Source organism: Sinorhizobium sp. KGO-5 (genome assembly GCF_036245905.1).
Taxonomy (GTDB): Bacteria; Pseudomonadota; Alphaproteobacteria; order Rhizobiales; family Rhizobiaceae; genus Sinorhizobium; species Sinorhizobium meliloti_A.
Map to the genome: position 1 here is coordinate 1873044 of NZ_BDIZ01000001.1, position 16663 is coordinate 1889706.

Annotated in this window: 29 protein-coding genes; 27 read left to right on the forward strand and 2 right to left on the reverse strand. The window is 60.3% G+C overall.

Annotated features, from left to right (window positions below; all coding sequences use genetic code 11):
* Positions 1–126: 126 nt before the first annotated feature.
* The 27 genes from rpsJ (at position 127) to rplQ (ending at position 14842) form a co-directional block, all read left to right on the forward strand.
* Positions 127–435, forward strand: coding sequence for a 30S ribosomal protein S10 (gene rpsJ, locus BHD07_RS08940; RefSeq protein ID WP_003507767.1), 309 nt, complete (start codon positions 127–129; stop codon positions 433–435).
* 122 nt (positions 436–557) lie between these two features.
* Positions 558–1244: a 50S ribosomal protein L3 gene (gene rplC / locus BHD07_RS08945; RefSeq protein ID WP_010969195.1), complete on the forward strand. Its 687-nt coding sequence runs from the start codon at positions 558–560 to the stop codon at positions 1242–1244.
* A gap of 12 nt (positions 1245–1256) precedes the next feature.
* Complete coding sequence (rplD, locus tag BHD07_RS08950; RefSeq protein ID WP_003536623.1) at positions 1257–1877, forward strand: 50S ribosomal protein L4; 621 nt, start codon at positions 1257–1259, stop codon at positions 1875–1877.
* On the forward strand, positions 1874–2167 hold the full coding sequence (locus BHD07_RS08955; protein WP_003536621.1) for a 50S ribosomal protein L23: 294 nt from the start codon (positions 1874–1876) through the stop codon (positions 2165–2167). Before rplD ends, BHD07_RS08955 begins: the two co-directional genes overlap by 4 nt.
* A 43-nt stretch (positions 2168–2210) precedes the next feature.
* Positions 2211–3047: a 50S ribosomal protein L2 gene (gene rplB / locus BHD07_RS08960; RefSeq protein ID WP_018099552.1), complete on the forward strand. Its 837-nt coding sequence runs from the start codon at positions 2211–2213 to the stop codon at positions 3045–3047.
* Positions 3048–3062: 15 nt separating this feature from the next.
* Positions 3063–3341 carry a 30S ribosomal protein S19 gene (rpsS, locus tag BHD07_RS08965; RefSeq protein ID WP_002964358.1) on the forward strand — a complete coding sequence of 93 codons (279 nt, stop codon included), beginning with the start codon at positions 3063–3065 and terminating at the stop codon, positions 3339–3341.
* A gap of 2 nt (positions 3342–3343) precedes the next feature.
* Positions 3344–3733: a 50S ribosomal protein L22 gene (gene rplV, locus BHD07_RS08970; RefSeq protein ID WP_003536535.1), complete on the forward strand. Its 390-nt coding sequence runs from the start codon at positions 3344–3346 to the stop codon at positions 3731–3733.
* Positions 3733–4446, forward strand: a complete 714-nt coding sequence (gene rpsC / locus BHD07_RS08975) for a 30S ribosomal protein S3 (protein ID WP_018099553.1) — start codon at positions 3733–3735, stop codon at positions 4444–4446. Before rplV ends, rpsC begins: the two co-directional genes overlap by 1 nt.
* A gap of 38 nt (positions 4447–4484) precedes the next feature.
* Positions 4485–4898: a 50S ribosomal protein L16 gene (rplP, locus tag BHD07_RS08980; RefSeq protein WP_003536531.1), complete on the forward strand. Its 414-nt coding sequence runs from the start codon at positions 4485–4487 to the stop codon at positions 4896–4898.
* A gap of 12 nt (positions 4899–4910) precedes the next feature.
* On the forward strand, positions 4911–5111 hold the full coding sequence (rpmC, locus tag BHD07_RS08985; protein WP_003536529.1) for a 50S ribosomal protein L29: 201 nt from the start codon (positions 4911–4913) through the stop codon (positions 5109–5111).
* Positions 5112–5124: 13 nt separating this feature from the next.
* The gene (rpsQ, locus tag BHD07_RS08990; protein ID WP_003536527.1) at positions 5125–5361 is read left to right on the forward strand and encodes a 30S ribosomal protein S17; all 237 of its coding nucleotides are present in this window, start codon (positions 5125–5127) and stop codon (positions 5359–5361) included.
* A gap of 178 nt (positions 5362–5539) precedes the next feature.
* Positions 5540–5908, forward strand: coding sequence for a 50S ribosomal protein L14 (gene rplN, locus BHD07_RS08995; RefSeq protein ID WP_003536525.1), 369 nt, complete (start codon positions 5540–5542; stop codon positions 5906–5908).
* 14 nt (positions 5909–5922) lie between these two features.
* The gene (gene rplX, locus BHD07_RS09000; protein WP_003536524.1) at positions 5923–6234 is read left to right on the forward strand and encodes a 50S ribosomal protein L24; all 312 of its coding nucleotides are present in this window, start codon (positions 5923–5925) and stop codon (positions 6232–6234) included.
* Positions 6227–6784: a 50S ribosomal protein L5 gene (gene rplE / locus BHD07_RS09005; protein ID WP_003536522.1), complete on the forward strand. Its 558-nt coding sequence runs from the start codon at positions 6227–6229 to the stop codon at positions 6782–6784. The genes rplX and rplE overlap by 8 nt, the downstream gene beginning before the upstream one ends.
* 34 nt (positions 6785–6818) lie before the next feature.
* Positions 6819–7124: a 30S ribosomal protein S14 gene (gene rpsN, locus BHD07_RS09010; protein ID WP_003536519.1), complete on the forward strand. Its 306-nt coding sequence runs from the start codon at positions 6819–6821 to the stop codon at positions 7122–7124.
* A 12-nt stretch (positions 7125–7136) separates the two neighbouring features.
* Entirely contained in the window at positions 7137–7535 is a 399-nt protein-coding gene (gene rpsH / locus BHD07_RS09015) for a 30S ribosomal protein S8 (RefSeq protein ID WP_003536517.1), read from the forward strand.
* Between the two features lie 40 nt (positions 7536–7575).
* Positions 7576–8109 (forward strand): 50S ribosomal protein L6, encoded by a 534-nt coding sequence (gene rplF / locus BHD07_RS09020; RefSeq protein ID WP_003536514.1) that lies wholly within the window; start codon positions 7576–7578, stop codon positions 8107–8109.
* A gap of 12 nt (positions 8110–8121) precedes the next feature.
* Positions 8122–8484: a 50S ribosomal protein L18 gene (gene rplR / locus BHD07_RS09025; protein WP_003536512.1), complete on the forward strand. Its 363-nt coding sequence runs from the start codon at positions 8122–8124 to the stop codon at positions 8482–8484.
* Positions 8485–8617: 133 nt separating this feature from the next.
* Positions 8618–9187: a 30S ribosomal protein S5 gene (gene rpsE, locus BHD07_RS09030; RefSeq protein ID WP_003536510.1), complete on the forward strand. Its 570-nt coding sequence runs from the start codon at positions 8618–8620 to the stop codon at positions 9185–9187.
* Between the two features lie 12 nt (positions 9188–9199).
* Positions 9200–9403 (forward strand): 50S ribosomal protein L30, encoded by a 204-nt coding sequence (gene rpmD / locus BHD07_RS09035; protein WP_003536508.1) that lies wholly within the window; start codon positions 9200–9202, stop codon positions 9401–9403.
* Between the two features lie 13 nt (positions 9404–9416).
* Entirely contained in the window at positions 9417–9887 is a 471-nt protein-coding gene (gene rplO, locus BHD07_RS09040; protein ID WP_018099555.1) for a 50S ribosomal protein L15, read from the forward strand.
* Positions 9888–10122: 235 nt separating this feature from the next.
* Positions 10123–11463 carry a preprotein translocase subunit SecY gene (secY, locus tag BHD07_RS09045; protein WP_018099556.1) on the forward strand — a complete coding sequence of 447 codons (1341 nt, stop codon included), beginning with the start codon at positions 10123–10125 and terminating at the stop codon, positions 11461–11463.
* Positions 11460–12038: an adenylate kinase gene (locus tag BHD07_RS09050; RefSeq protein WP_127712653.1), complete on the forward strand. Its 579-nt coding sequence runs from the start codon at positions 11460–11462 to the stop codon at positions 12036–12038. Before secY ends, BHD07_RS09050 begins: the two co-directional genes overlap by 4 nt.
* 230 nt (positions 12039–12268) lie before the next feature.
* A complete protein-coding gene (gene rpsM, locus BHD07_RS09055; protein WP_003536498.1) occupies positions 12269–12637 on the forward strand; it encodes a 30S ribosomal protein S13 in 369 nt (122 codons plus the stop codon).
* A 230-nt stretch (positions 12638–12867) separates the two neighbouring features.
* Entirely contained in the window at positions 12868–13257 is a 390-nt protein-coding gene (gene rpsK, locus BHD07_RS09060; RefSeq protein ID WP_003536496.1) for a 30S ribosomal protein S11, read from the forward strand.
* Positions 13258–13360: 103 nt separating this feature from the next.
* Entirely contained in the window at positions 13361–14371 is a 1011-nt protein-coding gene (locus tag BHD07_RS09065; RefSeq protein ID WP_003536494.1) for a DNA-directed RNA polymerase subunit alpha, read from the forward strand.
* A 45-nt stretch (positions 14372–14416) separates the two neighbouring features.
* Positions 14417–14842 carry a 50S ribosomal protein L17 gene (rplQ, locus tag BHD07_RS09070; protein WP_003536492.1) on the forward strand — a complete coding sequence of 142 codons (426 nt, stop codon included), beginning with the start codon at positions 14417–14419 and terminating at the stop codon, positions 14840–14842.
* Positions 14843–15037: 195 nt separating this feature from the next.
* Here rplQ and msrQ read toward each other — a convergent pair whose 3' ends face one another.
* Both msrQ and msrP read right to left on the reverse strand, forming a co-directional pair.
* Positions 15038–15688 (reverse strand): protein-methionine-sulfoxide reductase heme-binding subunit MsrQ, encoded by a 651-nt coding sequence (gene msrQ / locus BHD07_RS09075; protein ID WP_338279251.1) that lies wholly within the window; start codon positions 15686–15688, stop codon positions 15038–15040.
* A gap of 2 nt (positions 15689–15690) precedes the next feature.
* Positions 15691–16632, reverse strand: coding sequence for a protein-methionine-sulfoxide reductase catalytic subunit MsrP (gene msrP / locus BHD07_RS09080; RefSeq protein ID WP_338279253.1), 942 nt, complete (start codon positions 16630–16632; stop codon positions 15691–15693).
* Between the last annotated feature and the right edge of the window lie 31 nt (positions 16633–16663).

The window sequence follows — 16663 nt, forward strand, 5'->3', positions numbered from 1 at the left end:
GCCGTTTCGGCAGGGACATGGTCGGCCATGTCCCTGCGATTTTTGAAAAGAAGCGGCTAAGCGAAACGAATACTTCAAGTGTGTGCTTCGTGAGCACACCGGAAAACACGAGCAAGGACAAGTCGAATGAACGGCCAGAATATCCGCATCCGCCTCAAGGCGTTTGATCACCGGATCCTCGATGCCTCCACGCGCGAAATCGTGTCGACGGCCAAGCGCACCGGTGCGAGTGTGCGCGGGCCCGTGCCGCTTCCGACCCGGATTGAGAAATTCACGGTCAACCGGTCGCCCCACGTCGACAAGAAGAGCCGCGAACAGTTCGAGATGCGCACGCACAAGCGTCTTCTCGATATCGTTGATCCGACCCCGCAGACGGTGGACGCGCTGATGAAGCTCGATCTGGCCGCCGGCGTAGACGTCGAGATCAAGCTGTAAGACCCGGCGCAAGCCGAAATAACAAGGAAGGTACGTGGAGTTTCTCCAACGGCTTCCAGGAACAGGAAACCGGAAGGTGTGTGAAGCGCCGGACGGGAACCCTAAACAAGAGGCGTGAACCGATGCGTTCAGGTGTGATTGCACAGAAGGTGGGAATGACCCGCGTCTACAACGACGCCGGCGAGCATATCCCGGTAACAGTATTGCGGCTGGAGAACTGCCAGGTAGTGTCCCACCGCACGGAAGAGAAGAACGGTTATACCGCAGTTCAGCTGGGTGCCGGCCGTTCGAAGGTCAAGAATACGCCGAAGGCCATGCGCGGCCATTTTGCCGCTGCCAGCGTTGAGCCGAAGGCAAAGCTCGTCGAGTTCCGCGTGAGCGCCGACAACCTGATCGACATTGGCGCCGAGCTTACGGCGGGCCATTTCGTCGCCGGGCAGCTCGTGGACGTTACCGGCACCACCATCGGTAAGGGTTTTGCCGGCGCGATCAAGCGCCACAACTTCGGCGGCCTGCGTGCAACGCACGGCGTGTCCGTATCGCACCGTTCGCATGGTTCGACCGGTTCCAACCAGGACCCGGGCCGCGTCTGGAAGGGCAAGCGCATGGCTGGTCACATGGGCCAGACGCGCGTCACCACGCAGAACCTCGAAGTCGTATCGACCGATGAAGACCGCGGTCTGATCCTGGTCAAGGGTGCAGTTCCCGGCTCCAAGGGTTCCTGGATCGTCGTCCGTGACGCCATCAAGTCGGGCACTCCGGAAGGCGCACCGCGCCCTGCCGCAGTGCGCGCCGCAGAATCGAAGTAAGGGAGCCGAATAATGGATCTCACCGTCAAAACCCTCGAGGGCAAGGACGCGGGAAAGGTTTCCCTTTCCGACGCCATTTTCGGTCTCGAGCCTCGTGAAGACATCATTGCCCGCGTCGTTCGCTGGCAGCTCGCAAAGCGCCAGCAGGGCACGCACAAGTCCAAGGGCCGTGCGGAAGTTTCCCGCACCGGCGCCAAGATGTACAAGCAGAAGGGTACGGGCCGCGCCCGCCACCATTCGGCTCGTGCTCCGCAGTTCCGCGGCGGCGGCAAGGCTCACGGGCCGGTCGTCCGCAGCCATGCGCACGATCTTCCGAAGAAGATCCGCGCACTGGGCCTGCGCCATGCGCTGTCTGCCAAGCTGAAGGCCGAAGACATCATCGTCATCGACGATCTCGTCGCCAACGAAGCAAAGACGAAGGCGCTCGCCGGGGCATTCGCCTCGCTCGGCCTCACCAACGCCCTGATTATCGGCGGAGCCGAGATCGAAGGCAACTTCAAGCTCGCCGCCCAGAACATCCCGAATGTGGACGTTCTGCCGGTTCAGGGCATCAACGTTTACGACATTCTGCGCCGTGGCAAGCTCGTGCTTTCCAAGGCTGCTGTGGAAGCTCTGGAGGAGCGGTTCAAATGACGGATCTTCGCCACTACGACGTGATCGTGTCTCCCTCGATCACTGAAAAGTCGACGCTGGTCTCCGAACAGAACCAGGTCGTCTTCAATGTCGCCAAGGGTGCTTCGAAGCCTGAGATCAAGGCTGCCGTCGAAGCGCTGTTCGGCGTGAAGGTCACGGCCGTGAACACGCTCGTCCGCAAGGGCAAGTTGAAGCGCTTCCGCGGCTTCGCCGGAAAGCAGAAGGACGTGAAGAAGGCGATCGTAACGCTCGCCGACGGTCAGTCCATCGACGTTTCCACCGGTCTCTAACGGATAGGCCCATTAGGGTAAAAACCCAAAAGGGAACAAGAAAATGGCATTGAAAAGTTTCAATCCGACGACGCCGAGCCAGCGTCAACTGGTCATCGTCAGCCGGGCCGGCCTCTACAAGGGCAAGCCGGTCAAGGCGCTGACCGAGGGTCTGTCCTCCAAGGGCGGTCGCAACAACCTGGGCCGCATCACCGTTCGTTTCCAGGGCGGTGGTCACAAGCGGACCTACCGTCTGGTCGACTTCAAGCGTCGCAAGTTCGACGTCGAAGGCACGGTCGAGCGTCTGGAATACGACCCGAACCGCACGGCGTTCATCGCGCTGGTCAACTACGCGGACGGTGAGCAGGCCTATATCCTTGCGCCGCAGCGCCTGGCTGTCGGCGACAAGGTGATTGCCTCGGAAAAGGCCGTCGACGTCAAGCCCGGCAATGCGATGCCGCTGCAGTACATTCCGGTCGGCTCCATCATCCACAATGTGGAGATGAAGCCGGGCAAGGGCGGTCAGATCGCTCGCTCCGCCGGAACCTACGCTCAGCTCGTCGGCCGTGACCAGGGCATGGCGATCCTGCGCCTGAACTCGGGCGAGCAGCGTCTGGTGCACGGCTCTTGCCTCGCATCGATCGGTGCTGTATCGAACCCCGATCACGGCAACATCAATGATGGTAAGGCCGGCCGTTCGCGTTGGCGCGGCAAGCGTCCGCACGTACGCGGCGTCGTCATGAACCCGGTTGACCATCCGCACGGCGGCGGTGAAGGCCGCACCTCCGGTGGTCGCCATCCGGTCACGCCATGGGGCAAGCCCACAAAGGGCAAGCGCACGCGCTCCAATAAGTCGACCGACAAGTTCATTATGCGCTCGCGTCACCAGCGCAAGAAGTAAGAGAGGAAGTCTCAAGTGGCTCGTTCAGTATGGAAAGGTCCGTTTGTTGACGGTTATCTTCTCAAGAAGGCTGAGAAGGTCCGCGAAGGCGGCCGCAACGAAGTGATCAAGATGTGGAGCCGTCGCTCCACGATCCTTCCGCAGTTCGTCGGTCTGACCTTCGGCGTCTACAACGGCAACAAGCACGTTCCCGTCTCGGTGTCCGAAGAAATGGTCGGTCACAAGTTCGGTGAATTCGCTCCGACCCGGACCTATTATGGTCATGGCGCGGACAAGAAAGCGAAGAGGAAGTAACGATGGGCAAGGCAAAAGCCGAACGCCGGCTGAAGGATAATGAGGCGCAGGCAGTTGCGCGCACGATCCGCGTCAGCCCCCAGAAGCTCAACCTCGTTGCCGCGCTGATCCGCGGCAAGAAGGTCGACCGGGCTCTGGCCGAACTCGAGTTCTCGCGCAAGCGCATCGCAGGCACCGTCAAGAAGACGCTTGAATCTGCGATCGCCAACGCAGAGAACAACCATGATCTCGACGTTGATTCGCTCATCGTCGCAGAAGCTTTTGTTGGCAAGTCGATCGTGATGAAGCGCTTCCACGCCCGTGGTCGCGGCCGTGCATCGCGGGTCGAAAAGCCGTTCGCGCACTTGACGATCGTCGTTCGTGAAGTGGAAGCCAAAGGGGAGGCCGCATAATGGGCCAGAAGATTAATCCGATCGGTTTCCGTCTCGGCATCAACCGGACCTGGGATAGCCGTTGGTTCGCGGACAACGCGGAATACGGCCAGCTTCTTCACGAAGACCTGAAGATCCGCGCCTATCTGATGGAAGAGCTGAAGTCGGCCGGTATCGCCAAGGTCGTGATCGAGCGTCCGCACAAGAAGTGCCGCGTGACGATCCACTCGGCACGCCCGGGCCTGATCATCGGCAAGAAGGGCGCCGACATCGAAAAGCTTCGCAGGAAGCTTTCCGAGATGACCAATTCGGAAACGCACCTCAACATCGTCGAAGTGCGCAAGCCGGAAGTCGACGCAACGCTCGTTGCGCAGTCGATCGCTCAGCAGCTCGAGCGCCGCGTAGCGTTCCGTCGTGCGATGAAGCGTGCCGTTCAGTCGGCGATGCGCCTCGGCGCCGAAGGCATCAAGATCACCTGCGCCGGCCGTCTCGGCGGTGCGGAAATCGCCCGTACCGAATGGTATCGTGAAGGCCGCGTTCCGCTGCATACGCTGCGCGCCGACATCGACTACGGCACGGCCGAAGCGGAAACCGCTTTCGGTATCTGCGGTGTCAAGGTCTGGATCTTCAAGGGCGAAATCCTTGAGCACGATCCGATGGCTTCCGAGCGCCGCGCGACCGAGAGTGACAACCAGGGCGGTAGCGGCAGAGAGCGTCGCCGCGAGAACGCGTAACATTCGCGCGTGGCAGCCAATATCGGAGAAGTAAAAAAATGTTGCAGCCAAAGCGTACGAAGTATCGCAAGCAGTTCAAGGGGCGCATCAAGGGCGTCGCGAAGGGCGGCTCTGACCTCGCCTTCGGCGAGTTCGGTCTGAAGGCCCAGGAGCCCAACCGCGTCAATGCTCGCGAGATCGAAGCGGCCCGCCGTGCGATCACCCGTCATATGAAGCGCGCCGGCCGCGTCTGGATCCGGGTATTCCCCGACGTTCCGGTCACGGCAAAGCCGACCGAAGTCCGCATGGGTAAGGGCAAGGGTTCGGTCGAATACTGGGCATGCAAGGTCAAGCCCGGCCGCATGATGTTCGAGATCGACGGTGTCAACGAGGAGCTCGCCCGCGAAGCACTTCGCCTCGGCGCTGCCAAGCTCTCTGTCAAGACGCGCTTCGTGCAGCGTATCGCAGAGTAAGGAGTGAAGCTCATGAAAGCCGCAGATGTTCGCGCTCTGAGCGCCGACCAACTCAAGGAAGAGCTTGCCAAGCTGAAGAAGGAGCAGTTCAACCTGCGCTTCCAGAAGGCGACTGGCCAGCTCGAGAAATCTTCGCGTATCAACGAGGTCCGCAAGGACATCGCACGCATCAAAACCATTGCCCGCCAGAAGGCGGCAGAAGCCAAGGCCTAAGGACCAGAACACTATGCCGAAACGCATTCTGCAGGGCACCGTCGTCAGCGACAAGAACGACAAGACCGTCGTCGTCCGGGTCGAGCGCCGCTTTGCGCACCCGATCCTTCAGAAGACCGTTCGTCGTTCCAAGAAGTACAAGGCTCACGACGAGAACAACCAGTTCAAGGTCGGCGACCTCGTTTCCATCGAGGAATGCGCGCCGATTTCCAAGGACAAGCGCTGGACGGTCGTTTCCGCCCAGTCTTGATTTCTGCAGGTTTTGACCGCCGGACCCTTGCGTCTCGGGCAAATATCTGTATGAAGCACGCAATTAAAGCCGAGGAACGCTCGAGTTCGAGCGTTCTTTTGCTTTGAGATGAGCACAATAAGCCGGGCGAGGGGGTTTCGACCCAACCGGCCTGGTAACAACAAGAAGGCGACCTGACATGATTCAGATGCAAACAAACCTCGACGTGGCGGATAATTCCGGCGCACGTCGTGTCATGTGCATCAAGGTGCTGGGCGGCTCCAAGCGTAAATACGCGTCGATCGGCGACATCATTGTCGTTTCGATCAAGGAAGCCATTCCGCGCGGCCGCGTGAAGAAGGGTGATGTCATGAAGGCTGTTGTCGTTCGCACCGCGAAAGACATCCGCCGTGCGGATGGCAGCGTCATCCGTTTCGACACCAACGCAGCCGTTCTCATCGACAACAAGAAAGAGCCGATCGGCACCCGTATCTTCGGACCGGTTCCGCGCGAACTCCGCGCCAAGAACCACATGAAGATCATCTCGCTGGCTCCGGAAGTACTCTAAGGGAGCGATCAGAGATGCAAAAGATTCGCAAAGGCGACAAGGTCGTCGTTCTGACCGGTAAGGACAAGGGCCGTACCGGCGAAGTCATTCAGGTCATGCCGAAGGAAGACAGGGCTCTCGTGCGCGGCGTCAACGTGGTGAAGCGTCACCAGCGCCAGACTCAGAACCAGGAAGCCGGCATTATCACCAAGGAAGCCTCGATCCACCTTTCGAACATCGCGATCGCCGATCCGAAGGACGGCAAGCCGACCCGCGTCGGTTTCAAGATCGATGGTGACAAGAAGGTCCGCGTGGCCAAGCGTTCGGGAGATGTGATCGATGGCTAAGTCCGCTTATGAGTCCCGGCTCAAGAAGGAATATGTAGAGCGCATCCGCAAGGCGATGCAGGAGCAGTTCTCCTACGCCAACGAAATGCAGATCCCGCGCCTCGACAAGATCGTCATCAACATGGGTGTTGGCGAAGCGACCGGCGATTCCAAGAAGCCGACCGTTGCTGCTGCCGACCTCGCTGCGATTGCCGGCCAGAAGCCGGTCATCACCCGCGCTCGCAACTCCATCGCCGGCTTCAAGCTTCGCGAAGGCATGCCGATTGGTGCCAAGGTTACCCTGCGCGGCGTTCGGATGTATGAGTTCCTGGATCGTCTCATCAACATCGCTCTTCCGCGTGTTCGAGACTTCCGCGGCCTCAATCCGAAGTCCTTCGATGGTCGTGGCAACTTTGCCATGGGCATCAAGGAGCACATTGTGTTCCCTGAGATCAACTACGACAAGGTTGATCAGATGTGGGGCATGGACATCATCGTTTGCACGACGGCAACTAACGACGACGAAGCACGCGCTCTTCTCAAAGAGTTCAACTTCCCGTTCCGTCAGTAATCCGTAACGGCAAGCGTAAAGAAGGATAACTGTTATGGCGAAAACGAGCGCAGTTGAAAAGAACAAGCGCCGCCGCAAACTGGTTGCCAATCACGCCGCCAAGCGCGCGGTCCTGAAGGCGATCATCATGAACCAGTCTTTGCCGATCGAAGAGCGGTTCAAGGCCACCCTCAAGCTGGCCGAACTGCCCCGCGATGGGTCCAAGACCCGCATCCGCAATCGTTGCGAAGTGACCGGCCGTCCGCGTGCCTATTATCGCAAGCTGCGCATGTCGCGTATTGCACTTCGCGAACTGGGCAATCTCGGCAAGGTGCCGGGCGTGGTCAAGTCGAGCTGGTAAGGAGACGGGTACATGGCAATGACTGATCCTTTGGGCGATATGCTCACCCGTATCCGCAACGGCGCTGCTCGCCGCAAGTCGAGCGTTTCGACGCCGGCTTCCAAGCTTCGCGCACGCGTTCTGGATGTCCTTCAGGCTGAAGGCTACATCCGCGGATACTCAGAGGTCGAATTCGGCAACGGCAAGGCCGAGCTGAACATCGAGTTGAAGTACTACGAAGGCGCATCCGTGATCCGTGAGATCGCGCGCGTCTCCAAGCCGGGCCGCCGGGTCTATGTCTCGGTCAAGTCCATTCCGCAGGTCGCGAACGGCCTCGGCATCACCATCCTTTCGACTCCGAAGGGCGTGATGGCCGATCACCAGGCACGCGAACAGAATGTTGGTGGCGAGGTTCTTTGCTCGATCTTCTAAGATCGAGCAGGATCTCCATAGCGAACAGACAGGTATAAAAATGTCTCGTATCGGTAAGAAGCCCGTTCAAGTTCCGGCAGGCGTCACGGCTAACGTGGATGGCCAGAAGGTAACGGCAAAGGGCCCGAAGGGCGAACTGTTCTTCGTCGCAAATGACGAAGTTTCGGTGAAGCTCGAAAACAACACGGTTGTCGTTCAGCCGCTCAACGAGAGCAAGGATGCTCGCGCAAAGTGGGGCATGTCCCGCACGATGATCGAGAACATCCTCAAGGGCGTGAAGGACGGTTACGAGCGCAAGCTCGAAATCAACGGCGTCGGTTACCGCGCTTCCATGCAGGGCAAGAACCTGCAGCTCGCGCTCGGTTTCAGCCACGACGTCGTCTACCAGACGCCGGAAGGCATCACGATCGCTGTGCCGAAGCCGACGGAAATCGTCGTCTCCGGAATCAACAAGCAGCAGGTCGGCCAGGTTGCCGCGGAAATCCGCGAATACCGTGGCCCCGAGCCCTACAAGGGCAAGGGCGTCAAGTATGCCGAAGAGCGGATCGTCCGCAAAGAAGGCAAGAAGAAGTAAGGATCACGCGAAATGGCTAGCAGGAAAGATACTCTTGTGCGTCGCGCCAGCCGCGTGCGCCGTCAAATCAAGGCGGTTGCCAATGGCCGCCCGCGCCTGTCGGTTCATCGCTCGTCGAAGAACATCTATGCGCAGATCATTGACGATGTTGCCGGCAAGACGATTGCCTCGGCATCGACCCTCGACACGGATCTGCGGTCTTCGCTGAAGACCGGCGCCGATACCGAAGCCGCTACGGCTGTCGGCAAGCTCCTGGCAGAACGTGCTTCCAAGGCGGGCATCAAGGACGTTGTCTTTGATCGTGGCGCCTTCATCTACCACGGCCGCATCAAGGCGCTGGCCGAGGCAGCTCGCGAAGGCGGCCTGAACTTCTAAAGTTCGTCGCCCGGGCCGCAATGCCCGGGCGTAACCCGGCTTCGCAAATCCCCGGCCGCTTCGATTTCCAAGGAAGCGAGGCGGCTTTCGTCAATCTGCCGATTGCACCCGGAAAAGAAAAAGGAAGAGGACAATGGCACAAGAAAGAAGAGGTTCTCGCGAAGATCGCCAGAACCGCGAAGAGCGCGACAGCGAATTTGTCGATAAGCTCGTCGCTATCAACCGCGTCGCCAAGGTGGTGAAGGGCGGTCGTCGTTTCGGTTTCGCCGCTCTCGTCGTCGTGGGCGACCAGAAGGGCCGTGTCGGCTTCGGCCATGGCAAGGCACGCGAAGTGCCGGAAGCCATCCGTAAGGCAACGGAAGCCGCCAAGCGCGACCTGATCTTCGTACCGCTGCGCGGTGGCCGCACTCTGCACCACGACGTGCACGGCCGTCATGGCGCCGGCAAGGTGCTCCTGCGCTCGGCCAAGCCCGGTACCGGTATCATCGCCGGTGGCCCGATGCGCGCCGTCTTCGAGACGCTCGGCGTTCACGACGTCGTAGCCAAGTCGACCGGCTCGTCGAACCCCTACAACATGGTTCGCGCTACCTTCGACGCGCTCAAGAACCAGATGCACCCGAAGGATATCGCGGCACAGCGCGGCATGAAGTACGCCACGCTCCAGTCCCGTCGCGTTTCCGCCGGCGTTGCTTCCGAAGAATAAGGGAGCTGACAGATGGCTAAGAAGGAAGTTGCCAAGAAGACGGTTACCGTCGAGCAGATCGGTAGCCCCATTCGCCGTCCGGCCGTGCAGCGTCAGACGCTCGTCGGTCTGGGCCTCAACAAGATGCACCGGGTACGCACGCTGGAAGACACTCCGGCCGTTCGCGGGATGATCCGGGCCGTCCAGCACCTCGTTCGCGTCGTCGACGAGAAGTGAGGGGGATCGAGATATGAAACTGAATGAAATCAAGGACAACGAAGGCGCGACCAAGAACCGCAAGCGTCTGGGCCGCGGTATCGGCTCCGGTTCCGGCAAGACGGCCGGTCGCGGTGTAAAGGGTCAGAAGGCGCGTTCGGGCGTCGCGATCAACGGCTTCGAAGGCGGTCAGATGCCCATCTACCGCCGCCTGCCGAAGCGCGGCTTCAACAACATCTTCGCTTCGGAGTTCGTTGTCGTGTCGCTCGGCCGGATTCAGGCCGCAGTCGATGCCAAGAAGCTGGACGCCTCCAAGACCGTCGATGCCGCCGCTCTCAAGGCCGCCGGCGTTATCCGCCGCGTCAAGGATGGTGTGCGCGTTCTCGCCGACGGCGAACTGAAGGCGAAGGTTTCGCTCGAAGTTGCCGGCGCCTCCAAGCCTGCGATCGAGAAGATCGAAAAGGCTGGCGGTTCCGTCAAGCTGCTCTCCGCAGCCGCTGAATAAATATGACTGATGAACCGCCCGGGGTGCTTCACGCCGGGCGGTTTTGCTCCCATATGTGAGCCTCACGTCCAAGCGCAGCGAATCGGCTGCCGCGACGGGACATAACGGAAACCACGGTGAGGCATCCGATTGCAGCGACAATCGCCTCGCGCCTGGTTTTCCACGACGAAAACTGATTCCATCCGGAACGACCGGGTTTTCCCGTGTTTCCGAGACTTGGTACGCGGAGAATTGCATGGCTTCTGCAGCGGAACAGCTCGCCTCGAACCTGAATTTTTCGACTTTCGCCAAGGCGGAAGATCTGAAAAAGCGCCTTTGGTTCACTCTCGGTGCGCTTCTGGTCTATCGACTTGGCACCTACATTCCGTTGCCGGGCCTTAACCCGGACGCATTCGCGCAGGCATTTCAGGGGCAGTCGGGGGGCATTCTCGGCCTCTTCAACATGTTCTCGGGCGGCGCGGTCGAGCGCATGGCGATCTTCGCCCTCGGCATCATGCCCTACATTTCCGCATCGATCATCGTGCAGCTCATGACGTCGGTCGTTCCGGCGCTCGAGCAGCTGAAGAAAGAGGGCGAGCAGGGCCGCAAGGTCATCAACCAGTACACCCGCTACGGCACGGTGCTGCTGGGCGCGATGCAGGCCTACGGTATTGCCGTCGGTCTCGAAAGCGGCAGCGGTCTCGTCAACGATCCGGGCTGGTTCTTCCGGATTTCCACCGTTATTTCGCTGCTCGGCGGCACGATGTTCCTGATGTGGCTCGGTGAGCAGATCACCTCCCGCGGCATCGGCAACGGTATTTCGCTGATCATCTTCGCCGGCATCGTCGCCGCTCTGCCCTCGGCGCTTGCCGGAACCCTTGAGCTCGGCCGTACCGGTGCTCTGTCGACGCCTCTCATCCTTGCGATTATCGTCATGGTCGTCGGCGTGATCGCGTTGATCGTCTTCGTCGAGCGCGCGCAGCGCCGCCTGCTGATCCAGTATCCGAAGCGCCAGGTCGGCAACCGCATGTTCCAGGGCGACACGTCGCACCTGCCGCTGAAGCTCAACACCTCGGGTGTGATCCCGGCGATCTTCGCGTCGTCGCTTCTCCTGCTGCCCGCCACGCTCGCCGGCTTTGCCAACACCGCGACCATGCCCGACTGGGCAACGGCGATCGTCGGTGCGCTCGCTCACGGTCAGCCGCTCTATATGATCCTTTACGGTGCGATGATCGCCTTTTTCGCCTTCTTCTATACGGCCATCGTCTTCAATCCGAAGGATACGGCCGACAATCTGAAGAAGCATGGCGGGTTCGTTCCGGGCATCCGCCCGGGTGAGCGCACGGCCGAATACATCGATTACGTGTTGACGCGCATCACCGTCATCGGCGCGATCTACCTGGTCTTTGTCTGCATCCTGCCTGAGATACTCATCTCGCAGACAGGGGTGCCGTTCTACCTTGGTGGTACGTCGCTTTTGATTGTTGTCAGTGTGACCCTCGATACGGTAGCACAGATCCAGGGTCACCTCATTGCCCAGCAATATGAGGGGCTGATCAAGAAGTCGAAGCTGCGCGGAGGAAAGAGGGGACGATGAGGTTAATTTTTTTGGGACCGCCGGGCGCTGGCAAGGGTACTCAGGCCAAGCTTCTGACGGAGAGATACGGCATTCCGCAGCTTTCCACGGGGGATATGCTTCGGGCGGCCGTAGCTCAGGCGACCGAGGTCGGCAAGCGGGCGAAAGCCGTGATGGATGCCGGCCAGCTCGTCTCCGACGAAATCGTCAATGAGATCGTCTCCGACCGCATCGATTCGCCGGATTGCGCAAGGGGCTTCATTCTCGACGGCTATCCGCGCACGGTCCCGCAGGCCGTAGCGCTCGACGGGATGCTTGAGGGAAAAGGCCTGAAGCTCGATGCGGTCATCGAGTTGAAAGTCGATGAGGCAGCTCTTGTGCGGCGCATGGAGAATCGCGTAGCCGAAACCGTCGCGGCCGGCGGCACCGTACGCTCGGACGACAATCCGGAAGCATTCCGGCGGCGTCTGCAGGAATATCGGGAAAAGACCGCTCCGCTTTCGGAACACTACGCCCGAACCGGTCGGTTGAAGACCGTGGACGGCATGGCGGATGTGGATACGGTTACGGCCGAGATCGAGAAGATTCTGGTATAGGCATTGCCTTTGCCAAAATGGAAGCGCCGGGGAGTTGACTTTTTCGGCCGATTCCTCCAAAGACTGCGTCAACTCGCGACAAGAGAAGCGATCGGCGCGGTCTTCAACGAAATGAAGTCCGGGTACGGTCGTTTTTGACGTGTCTCGAACCTCAATCAACGAGCGGCTCTTAAGGTCGCGTAACGAAGCACCTATTGCCTGTAGGCAACTGGAACGCAAGGAGAATAGACGTGGCACGTATCGCTGGCGTCAACATCCCGACCGCAAAGCGCGTCGTCATCGCGCTGACGTATATTCACGGGATCGGCACGAAATTCGCACAGGAAATCATCGAGAAGGTCGGCATTCCGGCCGAGCGTCGCGTTCACCAGCTGACGGACGCTGAGGTCCTTCAGATCCGTGAAACGATCGACCGTGACTATCAGGTCGAGGGTGACCTGCGTCGCGAGACCTCGATGAACATCAAGCGTCTGATGGATCTCGGCTGCTATCGCGGTCTGCGCCATCGTCGCGGCCTGCCGGTGCGCGGTCAGCGCACGCATACCAATGCCCGCACCCGCAAGGGTCCGGCAAAGGCGATCGCCGGCAAGAAGAAGTAATTTCCCGAAAAGGGAAAACGGGAGGCTGGCGCACGCGCCGGCCTCCTTTTGCAGTTTGGGAAGGGCAAGTGTCCGACCAATGCGAGTGCCGTTACCGGTTTCTCGGAATGCTCGCGAAGCCGGTGTCCCGGCTGTCGCGAATTGTAAGATGCAGGGCAGGGGACGACCAATCCTTTTCCCGGTGGAGCCGCTGGAATTACGGCGGTGCAGAGATCTAAGAAAGGGATCCTATGGCCAAGGAAGCCACCCGCGTTCGCCGTCGCGAGCGCAAGAACATCACGTCTGGCGTCGCACACGTCAATTCGTCGTTCAACAACACGATGATCACCATTACCGACGCGCAGGGCAATGCTATTGCCTGGTCGTCCGCCGGTGCGAAGGGTTTCAAGGGTTCGCGCAAGTCGACCCCGTTCGCCGCGCAGATCGCCGCTGAAGATTGCGCCAAGAAGGCTCAGGAACACGGCATGAAGTCGCTGGAAGTGGAAGTTTGCGGTCCTGGTTCCGGCCGCGAATCCGCTCTTCGCGCGCTCCAGGCTGCAGGTTTCATGATCACGTCGATCCGTGACGTGACCCCGATCCCGCACAATGGCTGCCGTCCGCGCAAGAAGCGCCGCGTCTGATCATCTGTATTCAACATTCCGGTGAGGACGTTCCGGTGTCCTCCCGGTCTTCGGGGCTCGGTTGTCACGATTGGATGGTGGCAACGAACGGAAGGCAGAAAACATGATCCAGAAAAATTGGCAGGAATTGATCAAGCCGAACAAGGTGGAGTTCGCCTCCTCCGGCCGCACCAAGGCAACGTTGGTCGCGGAGCCGCTTGAGCGCGGCTTTGGCCTGACGCTCGGCAACGCGCTTCGTCGCGTCCTATTGTCGTCGCTGCGCGGTGCTGCCGTAACCGCGGTTCAGATCGACGGCGTATTGCATGAGTTCTCTTCTATCCCGGGCGTCCGGGAAGACGTGACCGACATCGTGCTCAACATCAAGGAAATCGCCATCAAGATGGATGGCGACGACGCAAAGCGCATGGTCGTGCGCAAGCAGGGTCCGGGCGTCGTGACCGCCGGTGACATTCAGACGGTTGGCGACATCGAGATCCTCAACCCGAACCACGTGATCTGCACCCTCGACGAGGGCGCGGAAATCCGCATGGAGTTCACCGTCAACAACGGCAAGGGCTACGTACCGGCTGACCGCAACCGCTCGGAAGATGCGCCGATCGGCCTCATTCCGGTCGACAGCCTGTACTCTCCGGTCAAGAAGGTCTCCTACAAGGTGGAAAACACCCGTGAAGGCCAGGTTCTCGACTACGACAAGCTGACGATGTCCATCGAAACCGATGGCTCCGTCACCGGCGAAGATGCGATCGCTTTCGCGGCCCGCATCCTTCAGGACCAGCTGTCGGTCTTCGTCAACTTCGACGAGCCGCAGAAGGAAACCGAGGAAGAGGCAGTCACCGAACTCGCCTTCAACCCCGCGCTTCTCAAGAAGGTCGACGAACTGGAGCTTTCCGTCCGTTCGGCCAACTGCCTGAAGAACGACAACATCGTCTATATCGGCGACCTCATTCAGAAGACCGAAGCAGAAATGCTCCGTACGCCGAATTTTGGTCGCAAGTCGCTCAACGAGATCAAGGAAGTTCTCGCTTCCATGGGCCTGCATCTCGGCATGGAAGTGCCGTCCTGGCCGCCGGAGAACATCGAAGACCTCGCCAAGCGTTACGAAGACCAGTACTAACCTATTAGACTGCGGGCGGATGCCTGCAAGTAAAGGAGAATAGCCATGCGCCACGGTAAAGCCGGCCGCAAGCTGAATAGAACCGCCAGCCACCGCAAGGCGATGTTTGCCAACATGGCAGCTTCGCTGATCGAGCACGAGCAGATCGTCACGACCCTGCCGAAGGCCAAGGAAATCCGTCCGATCGTGGAAAAGCTCGTCACGCTCGGCAAGCGCGGCGATCTGCATGCCCGCCGCCAGGCGATCTCGCAGATCCGCGACGTTGCCGTCGTCTCGAAGCTGTTCGACGCGATTGCCTCGCGCTACGCCACCCGCAACGGCGGCTACCTGCGCATCATGAAGGCAGGCTTCCGCCAGGGCGACAATGCCCCGCTCGCCGTCATCGAATTCGTTGACCGCGACGTCGACGCCAAGGGTTCGAAGGACCGCGCCCGCGTTTCTGCCGAAGCCGAAGCAGCCGAAGCGGCCTGATCCGATCGGTTGACGAAACCATTCAAGCGGCCGGGGGCTGATCGCCCCCGGCCGCTTTTTTGTTGGTTTTATTGAAAGTAGAAGTAGATCCTCATTCCTGTGCCTCTCAAATCCTGTGACAGGCAAAGGAAAAAATGAGGGTCGGGAGAGGGTGTCGCGGGACCTTGGCCGGTGCGGCTCTCCCGGCTTGCGCCTTTATCCCGCTCGGGCTTGCGACCGTACGGGTGCGGTGCCCTGGCGCCGCCACCGCAGAAACCGCTTTCTGACGGCGCGCCAGGCGACGAGCACCGCCACAAGGAACAGATACAGCATTTGCTCAGGGCCTACGACCTTGACCGACATGGCGAAATGCAGCGCGCCGGCCGCGGCAATCACGTAGACGAGCCTGTGAAGCTTGTTCCATCGTTGCCCGAGGCGTCTTATCGACCAGTTGTTCGATGTAACGGCCAGCGGGATGAGCAGCACGAGGGCTGCCATGCCGATGGTGATGAAGGGACGGCGGGCGATGTCGGCGAGAATGGCCGGGAGAAGGAGCGTCTGGTCCAGCACCATATATGTGAGGAAATGCATCATCACATAGTAAAAGGCGAGGAGGCCCAGGGCGCGGCGGTATCTGAGCCAGTTGATGCCGAACAGGTCGCGAATCGGCGTGATCGTCAGCGTGGCAATCAGGAAGCGCAGGGCCCAGATGCCGAGCAGGTGCTCGAATTCCTTGACCGCATTGCCGGGCAGCCGACCGGTGGCTCCAAGATAGAACCCCCAGGCGGCCGGTATGAGGCTGAGCGTATAGAGCGCCCAGATCGAAGGGCCGTGCAATCGTTTCGGCAGGGCAGGAAAGCTCGGCATCCTCAGAAATTCACCCTGAGGTCCATGCCGGCATAGAGGTTCGCAACCTCTTCTGCGTAGCCGTTGAAGGGGAGCGTATCGCGGCGATTGGCGCCGAAGAAGCCGCCTTCGCCGATACGGTTTTCGGTCGCCTGGCTCCAGCGGGGATGATCGACGGCTGGATTCACATTGGCATAGAAGCCGTATTCAGTCGGCCCGGCGAGGTTCCAGGTGCACGGCGGAGGCGTCTCGGTCAGAGAGATGCGCACGATCGATTTGATTCCCTTGAAGCCGTATTTCCACGGTACCACCAGGCGGATCGGTGCGCCGTTCTGGTTCGGCAGCGTCTTGCCATAGAGCCCGACGGAGAGGATCGTCAGCGGGTGGCGCGCTTCGTCGAGCCTCAAGCCTTCCCGGTAGGGCCATTCCAGGGGCTGGAAATAACCGGACTGGCCCGGCATTTCCTCCGGCCGGACCACGGTTTCGAAGGCGACATATTTCGCGCTTCCGAGCGGCTCGACCCTGTCGAGGAGCGCGGCCAATGGAAAGCCGACCCAGGGAATGACCATCGACCACGCTTCGACGCAGCGCATCCGGTAAATTCTCTCTTCGAGAGGGAAGGCCAGGAGCTCCTCCAGGCCGAATTCCCGCGGCTTGCCGACTAATCCGTCGACCTTCACCGTCCAGGGCGCCGGCTTGAAGTTTGCGGAGTTGGCAGCCGGATCGCCTTTGCCGGTCCCGAATTCATAGAAGTTGTTGTAGGTGGTGGCGTCCTTTTCCGGCGTGACGGGCTCATCGACCCTGTATTTGCTCTTGGACGCGTCGAGTGCGGCCGCGCGGCTCGGCTTGGGCACGGCGAGGGCCAGGCTTCCGGCCGCGGCGGCGATGAAGGTCCGCCGATCCAGGAAGAAGCGCTCCGGGGTGATTTCGGCAGCGGCAATCTTCGGCTTGCGATAGCTGGGCATGGGGTCTCCTCGGTGTCATTCGACTTTTTCT

Excerpts from the sequence above, each read along its gene's own strand:
- rpsN (WP_003536519.1), top strand. The coding sequence starts at position 6,819 with ATGGCGAAAACGAGCGCAGTTGAAAAGAACAAGCGCCGCCGCAAACTG.
- rplD (WP_003536623.1), top strand. The coding sequence starts at position 1,257 with ATGGATCTCACCGTCAAAACCCTCGAGGGCAAGGACGCGGGAAAGGTT.
- rplB (WP_018099552.1), top strand. The coding sequence starts at position 2,211 with ATGGCATTGAAAAGTTTCAATCCGACGACGCCGAGCCAGCGTCAACTG.
- rplF (WP_003536514.1), top strand. The coding sequence starts at position 7,576 with ATGTCTCGTATCGGTAAGAAGCCCGTTCAAGTTCCGGCAGGCGTCACG.
- rplO (WP_018099555.1), top strand. The coding sequence starts at position 9,417 with ATGAAACTGAATGAAATCAAGGACAACGAAGGCGCGACCAAGAACCGC.
- BHD07_RS08955 (WP_003536621.1), top strand. The coding sequence starts at position 1,874 with ATGACGGATCTTCGCCACTACGACGTGATCGTGTCTCCCTCGATCACT.
- rplP (WP_003536531.1), top strand. The coding sequence starts at position 4,485 with ATGTTGCAGCCAAAGCGTACGAAGTATCGCAAGCAGTTCAAGGGGCGC.
- rpmC (WP_003536529.1), top strand. The coding sequence starts at position 4,911 with ATGAAAGCCGCAGATGTTCGCGCTCTGAGCGCCGACCAACTCAAGGAA.
- msrP (WP_338279253.1), bottom strand. The coding sequence starts at position 16,632 with ATGCCCAGCTATCGCAAGCCGAAGATTGCCGCTGCCGAAATCACCCCG.
- rpsJ (WP_003507767.1), top strand. The coding sequence starts at position 127 with ATGAACGGCCAGAATATCCGCATCCGCCTCAAGGCGTTTGATCACCGG.
- rpsE (WP_003536510.1), top strand. The coding sequence starts at position 8,618 with ATGGCACAAGAAAGAAGAGGTTCTCGCGAAGATCGCCAGAACCGCGAA.
- rpsH (WP_003536517.1), top strand. The coding sequence starts at position 7,137 with ATGGCAATGACTGATCCTTTGGGCGATATGCTCACCCGTATCCGCAAC.
- rpsQ (WP_003536527.1), top strand. The coding sequence starts at position 5,125 with ATGCCGAAACGCATTCTGCAGGGCACCGTCGTCAGCGACAAGAACGAC.
- rpsC (WP_018099553.1), top strand. The coding sequence starts at position 3,733 with ATGGGCCAGAAGATTAATCCGATCGGTTTCCGTCTCGGCATCAACCGG.
- BHD07_RS09065 (WP_003536494.1), top strand. The coding sequence starts at position 13,361 with ATGATCCAGAAAAATTGGCAGGAATTGATCAAGCCGAACAAGGTGGAG.
- BHD07_RS09050 (WP_127712653.1), top strand. The coding sequence starts at position 11,460 with ATGAGGTTAATTTTTTTGGGACCGCCGGGCGCTGGCAAGGGTACTCAG.
- rpsK (WP_003536496.1), top strand. The coding sequence starts at position 12,868 with ATGGCCAAGGAAGCCACCCGCGTTCGCCGTCGCGAGCGCAAGAACATC.
- rpmD (WP_003536508.1), top strand. The coding sequence starts at position 9,200 with ATGGCTAAGAAGGAAGTTGCCAAGAAGACGGTTACCGTCGAGCAGATC.
- rplR (WP_003536512.1), top strand. The coding sequence starts at position 8,122 with ATGGCTAGCAGGAAAGATACTCTTGTGCGTCGCGCCAGCCGCGTGCGC.
- rplC (WP_010969195.1), top strand. The coding sequence starts at position 558 with ATGCGTTCAGGTGTGATTGCACAGAAGGTGGGAATGACCCGCGTCTAC.
- rplV (WP_003536535.1), top strand. The coding sequence starts at position 3,344 with ATGGGCAAGGCAAAAGCCGAACGCCGGCTGAAGGATAATGAGGCGCAG.
- rplE (WP_003536522.1), top strand. The coding sequence starts at position 6,227 with ATGGCTAAGTCCGCTTATGAGTCCCGGCTCAAGAAGGAATATGTAGAG.
- rplX (WP_003536524.1), top strand. The coding sequence starts at position 5,923 with ATGCAAAAGATTCGCAAAGGCGACAAGGTCGTCGTTCTGACCGGTAAG.
- msrQ (WP_338279251.1), bottom strand. The coding sequence starts at position 15,688 with ATGCCGAGCTTTCCTGCCCTGCCGAAACGATTGCACGGCCCTTCGATC.
- rplN (WP_003536525.1), top strand. The coding sequence starts at position 5,540 with ATGATTCAGATGCAAACAAACCTCGACGTGGCGGATAATTCCGGCGCA.
- secY (WP_018099556.1), top strand. The coding sequence starts at position 10,123 with ATGGCTTCTGCAGCGGAACAGCTCGCCTCGAACCTGAATTTTTCGACT.
- rplQ (WP_003536492.1), top strand. The coding sequence starts at position 14,417 with ATGCGCCACGGTAAAGCCGGCCGCAAGCTGAATAGAACCGCCAGCCAC.